Origin of the sequence: Reinekea marinisedimentorum, assembly GCF_004341165.1 — a bacterium.
GTDB classification, from domain to species: Bacteria; Pseudomonadota; Gammaproteobacteria; order Pseudomonadales; family Natronospirillaceae; genus Reinekea; species Reinekea marinisedimentorum.
On record NZ_SLZR01000003.1, the window covers coordinates 1 to 18,639 of the forward strand.

At 49.8% G+C, this 18,639-nt stretch carries 15 protein-coding genes; 8 read left to right on the forward strand and 7 right to left on the reverse strand.

Features of this window, described 5'->3' with window-relative positions; all coding sequences use genetic code 11:
* Positions 1-285 precede the first annotated feature (285 nt).
* From BCF53_RS04220 to BCF53_RS04235, 4 genes are read right to left on the reverse strand one after another with little or no spacing between them, the layout of a single operon-like run.
* Complete coding sequence (locus BCF53_RS04220; RefSeq protein WP_132700250.1) at positions 286-1,017, reverse strand: class II aldolase and adducin N-terminal domain-containing protein; 732 nt, start codon at positions 1,015-1,017, stop codon at positions 286-288.
* A 52-nt stretch (positions 1,018-1,069) separates the two neighbouring features.
* Complete coding sequence (locus tag BCF53_RS04225) at positions 1,070-1,903, reverse strand: ABC transporter substrate-binding protein (protein ID WP_132700252.1); 834 nt, start codon at positions 1,901-1,903, stop codon at positions 1,070-1,072.
* Between the two features lie 23 nt (positions 1,904-1,926).
* Positions 1,927-2,799 (reverse strand): phytanoyl-CoA dioxygenase family protein, encoded by an 873-nt coding sequence (locus tag BCF53_RS04230; protein ID WP_132700254.1) that lies wholly within the window; start codon positions 2,797-2,799, stop codon positions 1,927-1,929.
* Between the two features lie 33 nt (positions 2,800-2,832).
* Positions 2,833-4,353, reverse strand: a complete 1,521-nt coding sequence (locus tag BCF53_RS04235) for an amino acid ABC transporter permease/ATP-binding protein (RefSeq protein WP_132700256.1) — start codon at positions 4,351-4,353, stop codon at positions 2,833-2,835.
* Between the two features lie 537 nt (positions 4,354-4,890).
* On the opposite strand from BCF53_RS04235, the gene BCF53_RS04240 reads away from it, so the two are divergent.
* The 7 genes from BCF53_RS04240 to BCF53_RS04270 all read left to right on the forward strand — a co-directional run bounded on the left by BCF53_RS04240 (position 4,891) and on the right by BCF53_RS04270 (position 11,774).
* The gene (locus BCF53_RS04240; protein ID WP_132700258.1) at positions 4,891-5,796 is read left to right on the forward strand and encodes a LysR family transcriptional regulator; all 906 of its coding nucleotides are present in this window, start codon (positions 4,891-4,893) and stop codon (positions 5,794-5,796) included.
* Between the two features lie 178 nt (positions 5,797-5,974).
* Complete coding sequence (locus BCF53_RS04245; protein ID WP_243645765.1) at positions 5,975-7,231, forward strand: flavin-containing monooxygenase; 1,257 nt, start codon at positions 5,975-5,977, stop codon at positions 7,229-7,231.
* A gap of 16 nt (positions 7,232-7,247) precedes the next feature.
* Positions 7,248-7,664 (forward strand): RidA family protein, encoded by a 417-nt coding sequence (locus BCF53_RS04250; RefSeq protein ID WP_132700260.1) that lies wholly within the window; start codon positions 7,248-7,250, stop codon positions 7,662-7,664.
* A gap of 12 nt (positions 7,665-7,676) precedes the next feature.
* A complete protein-coding gene (locus BCF53_RS04255) occupies positions 7,677-8,351 on the forward strand; it encodes a DUF1028 domain-containing protein (protein ID WP_132700262.1) in 675 nt (224 codons plus the stop codon).
* The gene (gene argE, locus BCF53_RS04260; protein ID WP_132700264.1) at positions 8,344-9,525 is read left to right on the forward strand and encodes an acetylornithine deacetylase; all 1,182 of its coding nucleotides are present in this window, start codon (positions 8,344-8,346) and stop codon (positions 9,523-9,525) included. Before BCF53_RS04255 ends, argE begins: the two co-directional genes overlap by 8 nt.
* Positions 9,522-10,553 (forward strand): C-terminal binding protein, encoded by a 1,032-nt coding sequence (locus BCF53_RS04265; protein ID WP_132700266.1) that lies wholly within the window; start codon positions 9,522-9,524, stop codon positions 10,551-10,553. The genes argE and BCF53_RS04265 overlap by 4 nt, the downstream gene beginning before the upstream one ends.
* Positions 10,554-10,835: 282 nt before the next feature.
* Positions 10,836-11,774, forward strand: a complete 939-nt coding sequence (locus BCF53_RS04270) for a hypothetical protein (RefSeq protein WP_132700268.1) — start codon at positions 10,836-10,838, stop codon at positions 11,772-11,774.
* A gap of 228 nt (positions 11,775-12,002) precedes the next feature.
* On the opposite strand, the gene ptsP is transcribed toward BCF53_RS04270, so the two are convergent.
* The 3 genes from ptsP to BCF53_RS04285 all read right to left on the reverse strand — a co-directional run bounded on the left by ptsP (position 12,003) and on the right by BCF53_RS04285 (position 17,159).
* Positions 12,003-14,678, reverse strand: coding sequence for a phosphoenolpyruvate--protein phosphotransferase (gene ptsP / locus BCF53_RS04275; protein WP_132700270.1), 2,676 nt, complete (start codon positions 14,676-14,678; stop codon positions 12,003-12,005).
* 18 nt (positions 14,679-14,696) lie between these two features.
* The gene (locus tag BCF53_RS04280) at positions 14,697-15,554 is read right to left on the reverse strand and encodes a glycoside hydrolase family protein (protein WP_165901805.1); all 858 of its coding nucleotides are present in this window, start codon (positions 15,552-15,554) and stop codon (positions 14,697-14,699) included.
* Between the two features lie 210 nt (positions 15,555-15,764).
* Positions 15,765-17,159: a sucrose-specific PTS transporter subunit IIBC gene (locus tag BCF53_RS04285; protein WP_132700274.1), complete on the reverse strand. Its 1,395-nt coding sequence runs from the start codon at positions 17,157-17,159 to the stop codon at positions 15,765-15,767.
* Between the two features lie 451 nt (positions 17,160-17,610).
* Here BCF53_RS04285 and BCF53_RS04290 point away from each other — a divergent pair, with 451 nt between their 5' ends.
* Positions 17,611-18,606 carry a LacI family DNA-binding transcriptional regulator gene (locus tag BCF53_RS04290; protein ID WP_132700276.1) on the forward strand — a complete coding sequence of 332 codons (996 nt, stop codon included), beginning with the start codon at positions 17,611-17,613 and terminating at the stop codon, positions 18,604-18,606.
* Positions 18,607-18,639: the final 33 nt, after the last annotated feature.

Here is an 18,639-nt window from a genome sequence, read left to right on the forward strand (position 1 = left end):
GCAACAGTTAAAACGAATCAAAGGTCATAGAAGTAACGACACCTAACCGGCCATCATAGTTGTCGCGGACCGGACAAAGTAATTGACGTCTAACAGTATCGTTTTATTGCCTTAAAGAGTCCATGGCTTCATCGCGGAGATGGGCTGTACGGTGCAGCAATTCCTGACTATTTTCCAATCGCTTTATGCTGCATCGGCGAAACCTTATTCTGATAAGGCTAAACATCCAACAGGAAGCAGCCAGTGCCGGTGACGCCTGGCCCTGGCTTAGAGTTAGATTGCTCTTTAATCCAGTACAGAAGGATCCTGTTGGATGATTAAAGCTTTCATTTCTTCGAAGTGCTGTCGTGAAAAATCAGTGATTTTTTCCCAGTCACGAGCGGTTTTTTCTGCGACCTCATCCGATAAAACGTTTAGCGGTTGTCCGGTTGATAGGGCGACCGTCAGAATTTGACAGGCCCGTTCCAGTGTCCAGATGTCATCAAAAGCAATCCCAATGTCGGTGCCGGTAACCATTACGCCATGGTTGCCCATAAGTAGTCTGCTGTTGCTTTCCAGCAGGTTGCACAGGCGGGCGCCTTCTTCAACGGTATCTGCCATGCCGCCAAACATAGTATCGATAGATACTCGGTTGAAGTAACGGGCGGTATTCTGGTCAATCGGCAGGATTTTGGGGTTTTTCATAGTTGAAACTGCTGTGGTGTAGACCGGGTGCAGGTGCATCGCCACGCGAACATGCGGCAGTTTTTGGTGCAGTTGACCATGGATAGACCAGGCTGTCGCATCGACATCCGGGCGTTCAGCGCTTGATGTATCATCGGCATTAAGCAGCAATAGATCACTCGCACGGATGCGCGAAAAATGCATCCACTTGGGGTTGATGAGGAAGTCTTTGCCATCATCGGAGATGGCTGCACTGAAATGGTTTGCAACGGCTTCATGCATGCCTAGATGGGCGACGACCCTAAACGCTGCAGCTAAGTCTATTCGTGTTTGTTCTTCTGTCGATAAAGACATAATTGACTCCGGGTAACAGTGCGCAAGAACGACCCCTTGCGCACCTCAATATTTAAGGCTTTGGCATCAGCTTTTCAATGTCTTCCGGTGTAGGTGCCTGGAAGTTATATTTTTTCAACAGTGCCTGATACTCAGCGGTTTTACTGAATTTTTCGATACCTTCTATTAAGGCATCTTTGACTTCATCGTTACCTTTTCGAACAGCCATTCCGTTCAGGACGGGAAAGAGCAGTTCTTCAGAGGTGATTTCAATACGGCCACCCAGCTTTTCAACAATGCCTGCTGCCACGGAGCCATCAGTCACCTGTACCTCTACAGCCCGGGAAAGTACTGCCTGAGTGGTTTCCGGGTCGGTCGGATATTCACTAATGGCAATCGGGTCGAGGCCTTTTGCTTCACAATGCTCTGCAGATATTTGCTGAACCTTGCTTAGAAATACAGTGCCAGCCATAGAGCCTACTTTGTGGCCGCACAGGTCTTCAAAGGTTTTTGGTTTAAATTTGGAGCCGCTTAAGGCGACGATTGACTGACCACTCTTCAGATAGGGGATCATATCGATCACCTTAACCCGCTCTTCAGTGATGTACATAGAGGAGTTCAGGATATCAAATCGGCCACCGCGTAACCCGGGGATCAGGTTGGCCCAACGTGTATCGATGTTCTCGGCCTTCATGCCCATAACCTTGGCGACACCTGCTAAAAACTCAATATCAAACCCCGCCGGCTTGTTGTTTTCTATAAATTCAAACGGGGGGTAGGTCATATCTGATCCGGCGATAATTTTCCCCGGTTCTTTGAATGCCATAGCCATCGAGGCCGTCAATGCGAGCGTTATGCCGGCGATGCCAGTTGCTGCAATACGGGTGTTTCGTTTAAGTGTGTTCATGGTTATTCCTCTCTCTGGTGTTATCACATGTTGTGCTGGTCTTGGCCTTCCTGTTGTACAAAAAATGAAGCCCCTTTGGGTTTTTTAGGTAGCCTCAATTTGTTCTCTGTCGATCGAATTTCACCACTGCTTTCACCCCAGACAAGGGCGCCTTCGTGCTTGCTTGGTAGAGGGTTTTCGCCGTAGGGCAGTGCATCTTCTGCTGCGTAAACAGCAATGAAGAGTGTTCTTGGCATTTGTGTATTATTCGGGCTGGATGCATGCAGCAGGCGGGTGTGCATAAAACATACAGACCCTGCCGGTCCGAAGCAGGACGTCGGCTGCTGGCAGTATTTTTCCTGAACCTCGGGGCTTACCTGCCCGGTAAAGTTGTCATCATCCCAGTGGCTGAAAAGTTCACCTTTGTGGCTGCCGGGTATCACCTGCAGCGGACCGTTTTCAGCAGTAACGTCGCTAACCATCAGCAAGCTGGTGATCAGGTCGTCATTGCTGTGTGGCGTGAATGGAAAATCCTGATGCCATTTCACCTGAGTAGAGGTGTACGGTAATTTAGAATTCACCTTGCTGTGGTGTAGCCGTGCGCCAGAACCGCCAATGAGCTGTCCGGAATAATGTGCCAGCCTGGATGACAAAGCCGTGTGTTTGAATACGTCGGATATTTCCGTGGGGGATGCCACGCGCCGCAACGAGGGCCGTTCTGCACTGTGGTCTTTATCGACATCAAATCGGGGGCGGCCGTCTATGGTTTCTCCCCAGGCAACTTCTTGTGTTCGGCTGTCTTCGACCCAACGATTGAACGCTTCCTGCAGCGATTTAATTTCGGATGGGGTGAATACATTTTCAACAACTAGAAAACCCTGTTCATGGTACTGGTCTATCTGCCATTGCTCTAACATGGATATCTACTCCTATTCTTTTATGCTGGTGCTTTAAGCCAACGATACATTTTTCAGGAAGGCATCAACTCGCGGATTGTCACGAACTTTTAGCTGATCAGGGCTGTCGTCACATACAACGCGGCCTTTTTCCATAAAGACGATTCGATCAGATACCTTGAATGCAAAGTTCATTTCATGGGTGACAACAACCATGGTCACACCTTCACGGGCCAGGCCTTCAATTACGGTGAGCACTTCATGAACTTTTTCCGGGTCCAGTGCAGACGTAGGCTCGTCGAACAGCATGATTTCAGGCTTCATCATCAGTGCGCGGGCAATGGCAACACGTTGCTGTTGACCGCCGGAAAGCTGGTGAGGGTATTTCCATGCGTGCTCGAGCATGCCCACTTTATTAAGCAGCTGATACGCCTGCATGCTGAGTTCGGCTTTTGTCCCCATCTTGTGGTAACGCGGGGCCAGTAATAGATTGTCCAGCACAGTAAGGTGAGGGAAGAGGTTGAAGCCCTGGAAAACCATGCCAATTTTAGTTTGATGTTCCTGGTTTCGAACCAGTCGTCCTTTGTCTGCGCCATACTTTAGTAGTTTCAGGAAGGACTTTCCGTTCAGGCAGATTTCGCCATTATCGAGCTGCTCTAAACCGTTCAGCAATCGAATGAGTGTTGTCTTACCGGAGCCTGACGGACCAATAATCGATACAACCTCGCCCGGTTGAATGCTCAGGTCTACAGAGCCGAGAACCTCTACATTGTTGAAGGCTTTGTGTAGCTTGGTGGCTTGCAGTGCCGGAAGCTCAGACTCGGCAATTGGCGTGAATTTAGGTATTGGAGCTTGTCTGACTTGTTCAGCGAATGCATCCGAGAGTTGTTTTGTTTGTTTAACTTTCGTTACGTCCAGATGGTTTTCCAGGCGCTTAAGCAGAAAATCGAAAACGGTGACAATCATTATGTAGTAAATGGCAACCGCAGCCATGGTTTCGAGAACCAGGAAGTTTTGGGTATATAACCTTTGGCCAACCAGGAGAACTTCGGTTAAGGAAATCACTGAGACCAGAGATGTCAGTTTCACTATGGAAATAAATTCATTTGTTAAGGCGGGCAGGGCAATGCGTACCGCCTGAGGAATAATGACCAGCTGTTGCACGCCGATAAACCGAATGCCCAGCGCATGGGCTGCCTCTGTTTGGCCTTTAGGAACAGACAGCAATCCACCGCGATGGATTTCCGCGATATAGGCGCTTTCACATATCACCATGGCAATAAGGCCAGCCGCAAAAGGGTTGGACAGAACTGCGCCGGTGGCGGGAATCAATTGAGGCATGTTATAAACAAAAATCAGTAAGACCAGCAGTGGCAGGCTGCGGAAAAGCCAGATATAAGCCTTCGCAGGTAGACTAAAGACGGTAAATTTAGAACTTTGAGCGAGTGCAAGTATAAATCCGACGATGTTGCTGAGTACCCAGCTGGCGATACTAAGTTTAATGACCGTCCAGCTTGCCCACCAAAACTCTGATAGACTGAACAAACTAAAAAGGTATTCCCAATCAAACATCATAAATAACAACCTCAAAGTGTAAAAAGTTGATTGAATCCTGCTCTGAATCAGGTTTTCAGATACTAAAATCTGGTAATCACTATGGCGGGAGTTTATTTAGTCTGGCAATTATTTTTTTCTTCTCTTCTGGTTTAAAAAAAACTAACTAGATAAAATCTGGCTTGCCTCTCTGCTACTTTCACCGTTGTTCAACATGGCTTGCTACCACCCGATGATGATTAGCAACATCTTGGCTAGCCATCGTTAATCTGGCGCAGGCCACCGCAAAAAAGGCCGGTAATTTCTGTCATCCGCATGTGAACATCCAGCCCAAAGCCAAACTGATGTAGTTACGGTGCGCCGGTGCCCTGAAACGAATCACCTGGCTAGAAGGAGAGTGTCGTCGTTGCAGGCTGTGTTGGTTGATTTCTAAAAAGAATAATGAAATCAATAGCTTAGGGGGTGGTATGAATTGATGATCTAGGCTGGCATATCGGTTGCAAATAGAAAAGCTATCTTAGGGCCCTGTCTGGCCATATTTTTTCTACGAGGAAAGTCATGAGGTATTTCACTCTTAAGCAACTGCATTATTTTGTCACGACAGTCGAAACCGAGAGCATCGCAGAGGCATCAAGAAAGCTTCATATCGCGCAGCCGTCAATCTCCATTGCTATCAAAAACCTGGAGGACTCTTTTGATCAACAGCTGTTGATCCGCCACCATGCCCAAGGCATTTCGCTGACCCCAAGTGGCCGACGTTTTTTTAACAAAGCCAGAGAACTGCTGCGGCTTTCACATGAGTTTGAACAAAACACGCTTGCAGACAGTGAAGCGATCAGCGGCACGATATCTGTGGGTTGCTTTGAATCGGTAGCACCGGTTTATATTCCCAAACTGATCGCGGATTTTAAGAAGAAGTACCCGAATATCGTGATACAGCTGCACGATGGCGAACAGCACGAGGTGATGGTTGGTTTGCACAGAGGGGAATTTGATCTGGCATTTCTATACGACCTGGAGTTGGATAATTCTGTGCAGAAGGTGCATCTGCATGCGCCCAGTAAGCCCTATGCATTGTTACCGGAAAATCACCCTTTAGCCGGCAAATCGTCAGTCACACTGGACGAACTCAGTCGTGAACCGCTTATCCTGTTGGATGTGATTCCGAGTAAAAACTATTTCTTAAACATTTTTTCAGAAAAAGGTTTGCACCCGGAAATCGCCTACGCATCGCCATCAATTGAAATGGTTCGCTGTATGGTTGGGCGAGGGCAGGGCATCTCTGTTTTGGTCACTCGACCATGTACCGACATGACCTACGATGGCCAGAGAGTCGTTTATGTCGATATAGAAGATGAGATGGAAAGTTCTAATTTGATCATGGCGTATCTTAAAACCAATGAGCCTACAAAGCCGGCTCAACTCTTTATGGATTACTGCCTCTCTGGTGGTTTAGGTGTTTAATCCAACTGGATTTAAAGTTGAATGAGTGTGAATTCCCGGATTGAGCTAGCGATTTTTCCGAGGATATTTTTCCTATCTAGGTCGTAAAATAAAAATAATTTACTGAACTAATGGGCTGCCATAAGCTGATTTTTAATGATTCAGATCAATTAAATTTCTCTTATGAGGGCCCATGTAGATGATGAAGCCAGATTATAAAGAACTCGATACCCTGGTAATTGGTGCAGGTCAGGCTGGTATCGCAATGAGCGAGCATCTAAGCCGCCAGGATGTACCTCACCTTGTTCTGGAAAAAAACAGAATCGCAGAAGCCTGGCGCAGTTGCCGGTGGGATTCCCTAGTGGCGAATGGCCCGGCATGGCATGACCGGTTTCCAGGATTGGAGTTTTCCAACACAAGCCCGGAAAGTTTTGTGCCCAAAGAGCAGGTGGCAGATTATTTTAATGAGTATGTTAAAAAATTCGATCTGCCGGTAAAGACCGGGGTTGAAGTTTTAAGTGCCGTTAAAAACAAAAACAGCAGTGGCTTTACGGTAGAAACAACCGCAGGAACTTATCAGGTTGAGCGAATTGTTTCAGCAACAGGCCCTTTTCAGACGCCGGTGATCCCATCTATCGCGCCAACAGACGAAGAGCTGTGCCAAATTCACTCTGCAGACTACCGTAACCCGCAGCAGTTGCCAGAGGGCGCTGTGTTGGTGGTCGGTGCTGGCTCTTCTGGTGTGCAGATTGCCGAAGAATTACGGCAATCAGGAAAAACAGTTTACTTATCGGTAGGCCCGCACGATCGACCGCCGCGTCGCTACCGGGGCCGCGACTTCGTTTGGTGGTTGGGTGTTTTGGGGTTGTGGGAAGCCTCCGCCAGTGAACCCGGAAAAGAGCATGTGACGATTGCGGTCAGTGGTGCCAATGGGGGCAAGACCATCGATTTTCGTCAACTGGCAGCTGAAGGTATTCGACTGGTTGGGCGAACCCAGGCCTTCGCGAATGACTGCGTGATCTTTGATCATGACCTTGCGGATAACATTCGATTGGGCGATGAAAACTACCTGTCGTTATTAGACAGAGCCGATGCCTATGTTGAGCAGAACGGGCTGGATTTGCCGGAAGAGCCGGACGCACGAACACTGCTGCCAGACCCGGATTGCATGCTCAATCCAACCTACCAACTTAATCTGCGGCAGGCGGGTGTTTCAGCCATTATTTGGGCGACAGGGTATTCTACGGATTACAGCTGGCTCAAGGTTGAGGCGTTCAATGAGCAGAATCGGCCGGTGCATCATCGGGGTGTTGCAAACTATCCGGGGGTTTATTTTCTTGGTTTGCCCTGGCTGTCTCGTCGGGGTTCCAGTTTTATTTGGGGTGTTTGGCACGATGCTAAATTCATCGCCGACCAGATTGTGATTCAGCGCCAGTACCAGCAATACCGTAACTGATAAGTGGAGACCCTTTATGCCAACTCATACTCGTATCAGAATGTTTAACACGAAAGAAACCTACCCGAATCAATCGTTGGATAACGACCTGTGCCAAGCCGTCGTCGCCGGTAATACTGTTTATGTGCGCGGGCAGGTAGGTACCGATTTTGAGGGTAACTTAGTTGGCTTGGGTAACCCGGCCGAGCAGGCTGAACAGGCGATGAAAAATGTTAAACAATTGCTGGAAGAGGCAGGAAGTGATCTGTCTCATATCGTGAAGACCACAACCTATATTACCGATCCGCGATTTCGTGAACCGGTGTACCGCGAAGTTGGGCGCTGGTTAAAAGGGGTTTACCCCATCTCCACAGGCCTGGTGGTAGCCGGGCTGGCACAGCCGGAGTGGTTGATGGAAATAGATGTTATTGCCGTCATCCCGGAAGACAATTAAGGAGGCCTCATCATGACAATTTCTATTGCTGCTTATTGCCCGCAAACTGGCCAGATAGGCATTGCTATTAGCTCGTCCAGTATTGCGGTGGGTGCCCGCTGCCCTTGGTTGAAAGCCGGTGTTGGTGCCGTTTCCAGCCAGAACATTACGCTGCCGGCGTTAGGCCCTAAAGTCCTGGCTAATCTGGAGCAGGGGTTAGGTCTTGAACAGGCGCTGGCAACAGCGTTGGCGAGCGATCAATTCAGCGCTTACCGGCAGGTGGCCGTCATTAATGCACTCGGTGAGAGTGCCTGTTTCAGCGGTGAGGAGACATTAGGTATTCACAATACCGCCAAAGGCCAATCGTGCATCGCGGCGGGTAACATGCTGTCAGATTCGTCTGTTATTTCCTCGATGGTTTCCGCTTTTGAGGCGTCATCCGGTCAGCTCAGTAGCCGGCTGATTGCGGCGCTTGATGAGGGTGTTAAGCGCGGTGGTGAAGCCGGCCCGGTTCATTCGGCGGCCTTAAAAGTAGTGCATGCGCAGGAGTGGCCGCTTGTTGATTTGCGGGTTGATTGGAAAGATGACGATCCTGTTGCTGAATTAACAAAGCTATGGCGGGCCTACGAACCTCAGATGCAGGACTACGTGACCCGAGCGCTCGACCCTAGCCAGGCCCCAAGTTATGGAGTTCCCGGTAATGAGTGAGTGCCTGGACGATTTTTCACCACCGCTGAAGAAGATTCTCGGTCAGTTGTTGGCATTCGATACTGTCAGCCGACATTCCAACCTGGCCTTGATTGAATTTATCCAGGGTTACCTGAGCGATTTGGGTATTGAAGCGACCCTGATTTTCAATGATGAGGGCTCTAAGGCCAATCTGTATGCCCGGCTGGGGCCGGAGGTTGACGGTGGTGTTTTATTGTCCGGCCATACAGATGTTGTACCGGTTGATGGTCAGGCATGGCGTGTGCCTCCCTTCCAGTTAACGGAGAGCGATGGCAGGTGTTATGGCCGGGGCAGTGCAGATATGAAAGGTTTCTTAGCTTGTGTGCTGGAGTCTGTCCCCAGTTTCCAGCAGGCAAACTTGCGCATGCCTCTGTATCTTGCATTTTCCTATGACGAAGAGGTTGGCTGCCTTGGAGTGCGCTCGCTGATTGAACATTTAGGCTCGTCTGATAAAAAGCCAGCGATGTGTATTGTGGGTGAGCCAACGAACATGCAGCCGGTTTATGGGCATAAGGGTAAGACCGCAATGCGTTGCCATGTTCATGGTCATGCCTGTCATTCAGCCTACGCACCGGAAGGTGTGAATGCTATTGAGTATGCTGCCAAACTGGTTAATAAACTGTCTGATCTTTCCGACCAATTGAAAGCGGATAGCGATAGCCGCTTTGACCCTCCCTACAGTACATTGCATACCGGTGTGATATCTGGAGGAACCGCATTGAATATCGTGCCCAACCTCTGTCAGTTCGATATAGAGCTAAGATACCTGCCCCATGTCAATGCTCAACCGATCTTGGGTTCGTTAAAAAATTATGCAGAGTATTCGCTGAAGCCAGCTATGCAAGCGGTAAATGAGGATGCTGACATTGAGTTCGAATTGTTGGCGGAATACCCGCCGCTGCTGACCGAGCCACAATCTGATTTAGCACAATGGGTTGCGCAATGGTCTGGTTGCAGTGATCTCGGTACTGTTTCATTTGGTACCGAAGGCGGACTGTTCGATAAGGCAGGCGTCGCAACCATAGTTTGTGGTCCGGGCAGTATGGACCAGGGCCATAAGGCTGATGAGTTTGTCTCTTTGGAGCAGCTTAAAAGCTGCTGTTCAATGTTAGCAAATCTTCGGCATTGGATGAGCGTGGAGCCTTCACAATGAACTGTGACAACCGTGTTGGTGTTATGCAGAAAAAGAAAGTTGTTTATTACAACATGCCGGGTGATTTGGCGTATGAGCGACAACTGCTGCGCCAATGGAAGATCGATGATTTGGAACTGGTGCAGGTATCCGGCCAGGATATGCTTAAAGATGTGAAAGATGCCGACTCACTGACGCTGGAATACACCCGGGTAACCGCAGAGATACTAAAGAACCTACCGCAACTAAAGCTAATTGCCTTACAGAGTATCGGCTATGATGAAATCGACATAGAGGCCGCGGATGCCGAAGGTATCTATGTGACTAATACCCCTGGCTTCTGTGCCTATGAGGTGGCCAGCCATGTGATGGCGCTGCTTCTTAATTTGAACCGGCAGATTAGTTTTTACCACCAAGCTGTAAAGAGTGGGTTGGGGGTGCCATCCGCAGTAACCGGGCTGGAACGCTTGCGGGGTAAAACTTGCGGCATTGTTTCCTTTGGCTCTATTGCTCGCGAGTTAGTGCCCATGCTGCAGGGTTTTGGAATAGATGTCGTATTTTATAGCCGAACAAAAAAAGAGTCGGAATCCAAACTGTTTGGCATAACTCAGTGTGATTCACTTGAGGCGTTGCTGAGTCAGTCTGACATAGTGTCATTGCATACACCGTTAAACGAAGACACAAGGCATATGATGAATGACCGGCTTTTCTCATTAATGAAAGAGGGCGCAATTTTTATCAATACTGCTCGTGGTGCTCTGGTAGACGAAGAAGCGCTAATTAAAAGCCTGAAGTCGAAAAAAATAGCTGCAGCCGGGTTGGATGTGATGAATGATGAAAATAACTACGACAGCGAGCTGCTTCATCTGGACAATGTCATCGTAACACCACACGTTGGCTATTTATCGAACGAATCCACACTGGAAAGTAAGAAAACGGCGCTGGAACAAATTATTTCCGTACTTTCTAAAGGGCGTGCGCCGGATCATGCAGTTAATAAAAACAAAGCCATACTGAGAATTTCAAAACAGGTTTCTAACACAGAGTAGCTGCCTGCTATCAGCCTTTAAACCGATCATACGGAAAGCCAGAGTCAACAGACGGAAGGTCAGTAAAGTCAAAGTACTCGAAGTACTCAGTGGTGAGCCAGAAGAGATGGGCATGATGATGCAACTGCGTGGAAAGATAGTTCGCTAAAGCCTTATCTCTAGTGGCTGCAACGATATGGAATTATGTTAAAGTGGCGTAAATGATAATTGCTTGCATTTGGGTGGGTGTAATATTGCACACGCAAGCAGACTAATGAGCACTGCGCTAATACTGATTCTATGATGACCCAGACACTGGCTAGCCAAAACCCAACCGATGCGTTGATTACTCAATTGAGCGCAGGCAAAGCTGTTGCGCTTGGTGATGCGCACTGGTACGGCGATATTTTTGAACAAATTACGGATTTGGTTTTATCGGATGCTGTGCTTGCAGTTTGCCATACCCTGGTTCTGGAAATGGGCGCACGTTCGCATCAGGCCTGGCTGAATGATTACCTGTGTGGAAAGGCAGATAATGAAGCCGGTCGGCTGCAACAACTGCTGCTCGATAGCCTGGTCTTTCCTGCCTGGTTCGCACCATGCTATCTGCAGTTTTTTAAGCGGCTGCGTAAAAAAAACCGGAAAAGAACGGCCTCTGGGCAGCCGTCTATCCGTGTGTTGTTGGCAGAGCCAGAATTTAGCTGGTGCGAGATTCGCACGGTTCAGCAATACCGCATGCTTTGCGCGCAGCGCGACCAATCCTTATTTGAAGCCGTACACGGCCTGCAGGCAGAAAACCAGTCGTGCATTGTGCTGTGCGGTGCCTGGCATATTTTAAAGCAAACACCTGATGGCATGCCGTCTAGCTTTGGTGCTTTGATGCAGAGCGCACATGCCGAGTGTTTTTTTTCAATTTGGCCGCATATGCAAATGCAGGCGCCCGCGCACTTGTCCCAGCAGCAGTTGCCAGTGCTGATCGATTGTCGGCAATCGGCGCTTGGGGATTTGCCTTTGAGTGAAATAGTTCCTGCAATGCGCCAAGACGGTCGCGCAGTGGCAATTACAGTTCGTGATGCTGTTGATGGCTATCTTTATCTTGGCCCGCAGAAGCGACGCAGTGATTATGACTTTTCCATTTGGCAGGGGATAGATGCCCAGCTGGTGGTGGAGCGTGCTCGCTTACTGGGTGAGCGCCAACGAATGGTTGTTGAGCAGGTGCTATCTGCTGTTGTACAGGGTTAACAGCTGATCTGTAAGTCTTGAAGTAAAGTTCATAGGCGGGGCAAGTGTTGCTGGCCTAAGATCCAGATGGGCGTAGTCAATTTAATAGCAGCGACGGCAGTGACAGTATTGGTTTTCAGAAGCGTCTGGTGGTCGGCGGGTGTCTTACAAAAAATGGTGCGCTGAATAATAAAGCGCACCTTTTGTTTGGGTTAGTATTTTTGCGTTGTTTCTGCTCGTGAAACCGACTTACTTGCTGTTGCCGGTGAAGGATGTCAGCAGCTCTCTAACTTCATCAGAGGTTGCTGAATTCAGGCATTGTTGTAATAGCGTCTGGCAGGCGCGACTGTCCAGTTGTCGTATCCGTTGCTTAACTTCGGCAATGACTGGGGCAGATACAGATAGCTCACTCAACCCCATACCCACCAGAAGCGGGGTGGCGTCGAGATCACCGGCTAAGCCACCACACAGGCCTACCCAGACGCCTTTTTCTTGGGCGGCTGTTGCGGCCATACTCATCAGGCGCAACAGACCCGGGTTAAGCGGGTCGGCCAGGTAGTCTAACCCGGCATGACCGCGGTCGACGGCTGTTACATATTGCGCCAGATCGTTCGAGCCAATTGAGAAGAAATCAACCTCTCTGGCGAACGTATCTGCCTGCAGCGCTGCGGAGGGCACTTCTATCATAATTCCCAGCGGGCAGAGCGGGATACTCAGTTCTTCAGCTATGGTTTTAGCAAAGGCTTTTACTACCCGGAATTCCTGAACAGTGGTAATCATTGGCAGCATGATCTTCATTGGACCATGAACACTGGCACGTAGAAGGGCCCTGAGTTGTTGTCGCAATATTGCTGGCTTGCAAATGCCTACCCGAATGCCGCGCTCGCCCAGGAAGGGGTTTTCCTCTGCAGGGAGTGGCAGGTAGGGCAGAGGCTTGTCGCCACCAACATCCAGTGTGCGCACAATAAGTGGTCGGCCGTCCAGAGCACCGAGAATAGCCCGGTATGTCTGGTACTGTTCTTCTTCATCTGGAGGTGTTGGGCGGTCCAGGAATAAAAATTCTGAACGAAGCAGGCCGACACCGTCGGTGCCCAAGTTGACTGCCTGAGATGCTTCAGCATCATTGGCGATATTAGCGGCAACCTCAATCTCTATGCCGTCCAGGGTGATCGCAGCGTCATGCGCCTGTCTGGATGCGATATCGCGATTATCTGCTCTGCGCTGCTGTTCCTGCTTCAGTTGCGCGAGCTTTTGATCATCTGGTTCGAGCTCAACGCTTGCGCTATCGGCCTGTACCAGCAGCATGGTGCCTTCTTCGATGCTGTGGATACGCTCACCCAGGGCAAACACGGCGGGGATACCCTTGGCGCGCGCGATGATGGCGCCATGTGAAAAGGCGCCGCCATGGCAGGCTACAACAGCTTGTATGCGACCGGCATCAAGGCTGGCGGCTACCGAAGGGATCAGCTCATCGACCACGACAACGCTGCCGGCCGGAAGTGAAGCAAGATCCTGAGGCTGGCCACGCAGCACACGTAAGACTCGTAACCGCACATCCCGAAGGTCGGCAGCTCGTCCGGCCAGCAGGGAGTTGTCCAGGTTGAGCAGGGTTTTAATCTGGCTTTCCAGGGCTTCAAAGATTGCCTGCTCAGCGTTCACACCGCTGCTAATAGATTGAAGGCACTGAGATTCCAGCTCTTTGTCTTTCAAAAAGCCTATCTGCGCGGTGAATATTTCAGCAGATTCAGCAGAGCTTTCGGCTAACTGTTGCAGTCCGCTTATGGCCTGCGAAATAGCCTCTTTGAATTTGGCTTGTTCCTGTTCAATATTACTGACCGTTGAAGCATCAGGCTCGATGGCATCTGTGAGTATCCGGGCATTACCCCAGCCCAGTCCTGGTGAGGCTTTAACGCCTTTCCAAACGTTGCCCTCCGCTGCTGAGGTGTTAATTAGTGGGGGTTCCTGCTCCCAATTAACCTGGCTTGCAGTGTCTGTTGCTGCCTGTATGTTATCGCCAAGACCATCACGGATCGCCTGGGATATCGCTTCAATGGCTTCTTCAGCCTGCTCGCCCTGGGCCTGAATCTCTACCTTGTCGCCGCAATGAGTGTTTAGCGCCATCAGTTGAACAATGCTTTCGGCGCTGGCTTTCTGGCCCTCTTTAGTCACGCTGATTCTGGCCTGATATTCACCTGCTAGCGCAACCAGTTGCGAGGCTGGTCGTGCATGCCAGCCCTGCGGGTTAGGGATTTGAACCTGAGTGGTAACCATCGGGCCGTAGCTTTCGTGCCCGGCGTCTTTAGCTTTGGTTACAGCCTTCCAGTGGGCGGTCATTACCACTCCGTCGTTGGCAACTACCTCACCCTGAACTGACTCAATAGATTGCAGTTGCTTTTTGTTCGTTAGCAGAATCAGGGTGATTGAGCTGGTTGCCTCAGCTTTAATCAGTGCCAGATCGAACGAGATCAGTGGTTCACCGGCGCCTACTCGCTGACCTGCTTTGACCAGAACCTGAAACCCTTTGCCCTTCATGGCAACAGTATCGATGCCAATATGGATGAGCAGGTCTGCTCCCTCCTTATTGCGCAAATTGATAGCGTGACCGGTTGCCTCTACAGATATAACAGTGGCTTCGCAGGGGGAGGTAAGCACTGAGTTGGTGGGTTCTATGGCAATACCATCGCCGACGACACGCTGCGCAAAGGCTGGATCAGGCACCGCTTCTAATGGAATTATTTTGCCGCTCAAGGGTGCTTCGAATTGGCTGCTGCCGGACGGCACTGTAATTTCTTCAGGTGCAGAAGGCTGGCTGGCCACCGTCGCCACTGGCGCTGCATTTTCATTCGCGCCTGTATTTGGGTGTTCTGCGTTGCGGCGTAAAAGCCAGTCGATCATTTGCATCAGTGGGGAGCGTGTATCAGACATTGTATTCTCCAGATTCTGTTACTTTACAACTAATAGCTGATTGTTCTCGCCTGTTTCAATTTTCATTGGGTGTGCGAGCGTATAGGCGGCGGCATTTTCAGCGTATTGCGTACCTTCATCGGCTCCGGCCCGCCAACTCCAGAGAGTTAGCTGCCCATTTTCATCGCGCCAGAATCGGGCTGTATAAAGTGCATCGTCAGACGTCAGCAGGGCTGAGTCATGAGCGGGTAACACGAACTCACCTTCCAGGCTGTCTGACACCAGATAGCGAACGCCCGTAACTGGTGTGTCATGATGAGAGCCGCTCGGATGGTGCCAAGTTTCTTTGACAGCAAACAGCATGTACCAACAGCCCTTGTGCTGAATGACATCCGGTACTTCCATATCTGTATACCGCCGCGGATCAGCAGCAGGCGGCAATACCTTCCAGTTAATCAAATCCTGTGAATAGGCTCGGCCAATAGCTCCGCGTTTCAGCGGGTCACCCTGTTGGGCACGGCAGGTGAAGAAGGCGTAAAAACCACCTTTTTCGTCTGCAACAATACAGGGGTCGCGCCAGCCCAGATGCTTATTAAAAGCCTCTTGCTGAGTTTCATAAGGAGCACCGGGGCAGCTAAGGATTGGGTTGGCTGGGTGCTTGGTCCAGTTCACCAAATCCGTAGATGTGGCCACACCGATTCTCTGTGTGTGTCCAATATAGCCATCTTCAGCTACGTCACTTTGGCAACGCGCTGTGTAGAAAAGGTAATAGATGCCATCGTGTTTCAGGGTGTAGCCGGTCCACAGTGATACAGAATCCCAGGCTTTGGGGTCTGAATTCCTTTGCAGAATGATGCCCTGGTCTTGCCATTCACCACCGGTGGTTCGCTTTGCCATAGCGATAGCCGAGCTTCTGTGGCGCGAACGAGGAGTGCAGGATTCTGGCGCTGTCAAATAGAACAGGTACTCGTTTGTACCTTCTCTGTACAACCAGAAATCCCAGAGATAGCGATTATCGTCTGGTTTAAACATCTTTGAATCTCTGTATGTCGGGCGGGCACAGTTTGATTTGATAGTGCCCGCCGGGTTTGCGTGTTATTGCGTGTTTTAGTCGTCAGCACCGCCAATGCGCATTGCTGCCACAGGGGTGATAAGGATGGTGACCAGGCAGGAGGCCACAAACGCGAGAATCATGCCGATAATATAAGGCAGCAGTGAACTGCCGGCGATGGCCAGTGCGGGTATGCCTGTCAGCCCGATGCCGGTAAAGCCAACCTTCATCAGCACAATGAAGCAGCCAGATACTGCACCACCAATGGCAGCACCAATGAACGGGCGAACCAGACGCAGGTTGACACCAAAGATGGCCGGTTCTGTTATGCCCAGCATGCAGGTTAGAGAGGCCGGCAGTGCAAGAGCCTTAAGCTTTTCATCGCGGGTGCGCAGGAACACGCCCATTGCCGCACCGCCCTGAGAGACATTTGCAACAGCCCAGATAGGCAGCAGGAAGTTGATCGCAATATCGGCATTTGCCAGAAGGCCAGCTTCAATAGCGTGGAAGCTATGGTGAACACCAGAGATAACAATGGTGGAATAAAGGCCTCCGAAAACCAAACCAGCCAGCGGGCCAGCTTTGTCATACAACGCCTGAAGCCCGAAAGAAAGGCCGTCGCCCAAAATGCGGCCGGCTGGGCCAAGCAGCAACAGTGCAATCAAACCGGTAATCAGAACGGTCAGCAGCGGCGTAACGAGCAGGTCTGCCCAATCGGGAGTGACCTTGCGAATTCCGCGTTCAACATAACTCATAGCCCATATGACCAGAAGTACAGGAAGTACAGTGCCCTGATAGCCAATCATCGCAATATTGAAGCCGAACAGATCGATGGTGTTTTGAACACCGCCGCCCATCGTCCAAGCGTTTTGCAATGCCGGGTGGATCATGATTCCGGCGACAACAATGGCCAGAACCGGGCTGGTTTTAAACTCTCTGGCCGCGCTGTATGCAATTAATATAGGCAGGAACACAAAGGCTGTATTAGAGAACATATCCAGCAGCGTAATAGCCGCGGAGTCAGCAGCCAGCCAGTTGTAGGTTTTTACCATGCCCAGCAAGCCCATTAATAAGCCAGAGGCAACGATAGCCGGGATAATAGGTACGAAAATATTGGACAGCAGCCGCGCTAATCTCTGAATAGGGTTCATGTTAGCCATGGCGGCTTTTTTGAGCTCTTCATTGCTGGATTCTGTCAGCTGCGAGCCATACTTGCTTGCGATAGCGCCGTGGATGCGGTTTACAACGCCAGTGCCCAAAATGATCTGAAATTGACCCTGGTGGCTAAAGCAGCCATCGACCGCGTCTAATTCTTCTACCTTGGCTTTATTTGCAAGGGATTCGTCTTTTAATACGAATCGAAGGCGGGTTGCACAGTGGGCCATGGTTTCGATATTGCCAACACCACCGACGGCGTCAACCAGATGGGCTGCAATTAGTTCATCGTTCATAACGTTTTCTCTTTTGTGTCAGAAGGAGAGCTTTCATCTCTCTAGTTGTTGTTTTTAATTTCATTCGCTGGCTAGCGATACGGGTTATTTTTATAAATGGGAACGTTCCCGTTATTTGGCGAATTTAATCATTATGATTGCGGGCCAGTCAACGCTGGCAGCGCAAAAAAGTATATTAATTAGCCATTGGTCAGTGATATATCGTTATAAATACTGATTTATGTCACATATGTGCCCTTGTGATTATAAGGGATCGTTCCCAGTATGTGCATGGGGTGTTACAGAGCTGGTTAGAGGTGGGTAGCATCGAAAGAGAGGTCGATATGCGCAGCTGGTTGCCATTTGAGCTGCGGTTTAGTGTTTTTTTAAAGCGCTTTGCGCTTAAAATATCGCTTTCTTAAGCTCGGGTTTTAGTTTTTACTTTTTCTTTTTCAACAGGTTAGATGGAAGCATGCCAAGCCTTTATGACGTCGCACGTATTGCGGGAGTATCAAAATCTACGGTTTCCCGTGTAATCAACAATGAGGCCGGCGTAAAGCAGAACACTCGAGATAAGGTGTTTTCTGCCATCGAGGAATCCGGTTATGTCGTTAACCAGGTTGCTAAGGATCTCAAATCACAAACAACAAATCTTGTGGGTGTGATCGTTCCCAGAATCAGCTCGCACGCAATATCAGCAGGTGTCGAGGAGATTTCCAAGATCGCCGAGGCCGATGGAAAACAGGTGTTGCTGGCCAACAGCCGTCAGGAACATGGGAAGGAACTGGAATTCATTGGCCTGTTCAATCAGAAACGGGTAGCCGGCATTATCATCTTTGCGACTCATGTTGATGAAAAACTGATTCTCGCTATTCATACCTCTAAAGTGCCTGTGGTTGTGGTGGGGCAGGATACCTCTTCTTATGGTATTCCCTGTGTATTACATGATGACCTTGGTGTCGGAGAAGCCGCTGCCAGGTTACTGAATAAGGCCGGTTGCAGTCAGGTTGGCTTTATTGGAGCACGAGCAGACGATATTGCAGTAGATACACTGCGTTATCAGGGGTTTGCTACAGAAACACTGAACCTAACCGGTAAAGAGCCACAGTTTCGCAGTAATGGTGATTTCTCCGTTTTATCTGGTAATCAGCAGGTTCAGGCATTGTTAGACCGAGGTGTAACACCAGACGGAATCTTCTGCGCCACCGATGATTTGGCAATTGGGGCGATACAGGCTCTGGTTGCCGCTGGGCTAACACCTGGTAAAGATGTTCAGTTAGTGAGCGTTGGTAATGATGAGAAGGCTGAAATTATAACTCCCTCGCTGACAGCATTTTCTTACGCCTTCGATAGCGCGGGTCACGAGGCTGCGGAACTATTAATGGGCCTGTGTAACAACAAAACAAAGGCGGTAACTAAACTTGTGCTTGGGTTTTCACTGGTTGAGCGTGATAGCTGTAGGTGTTAACCAATATAAACCTGCTTGCCCCTTGCGGTGCTT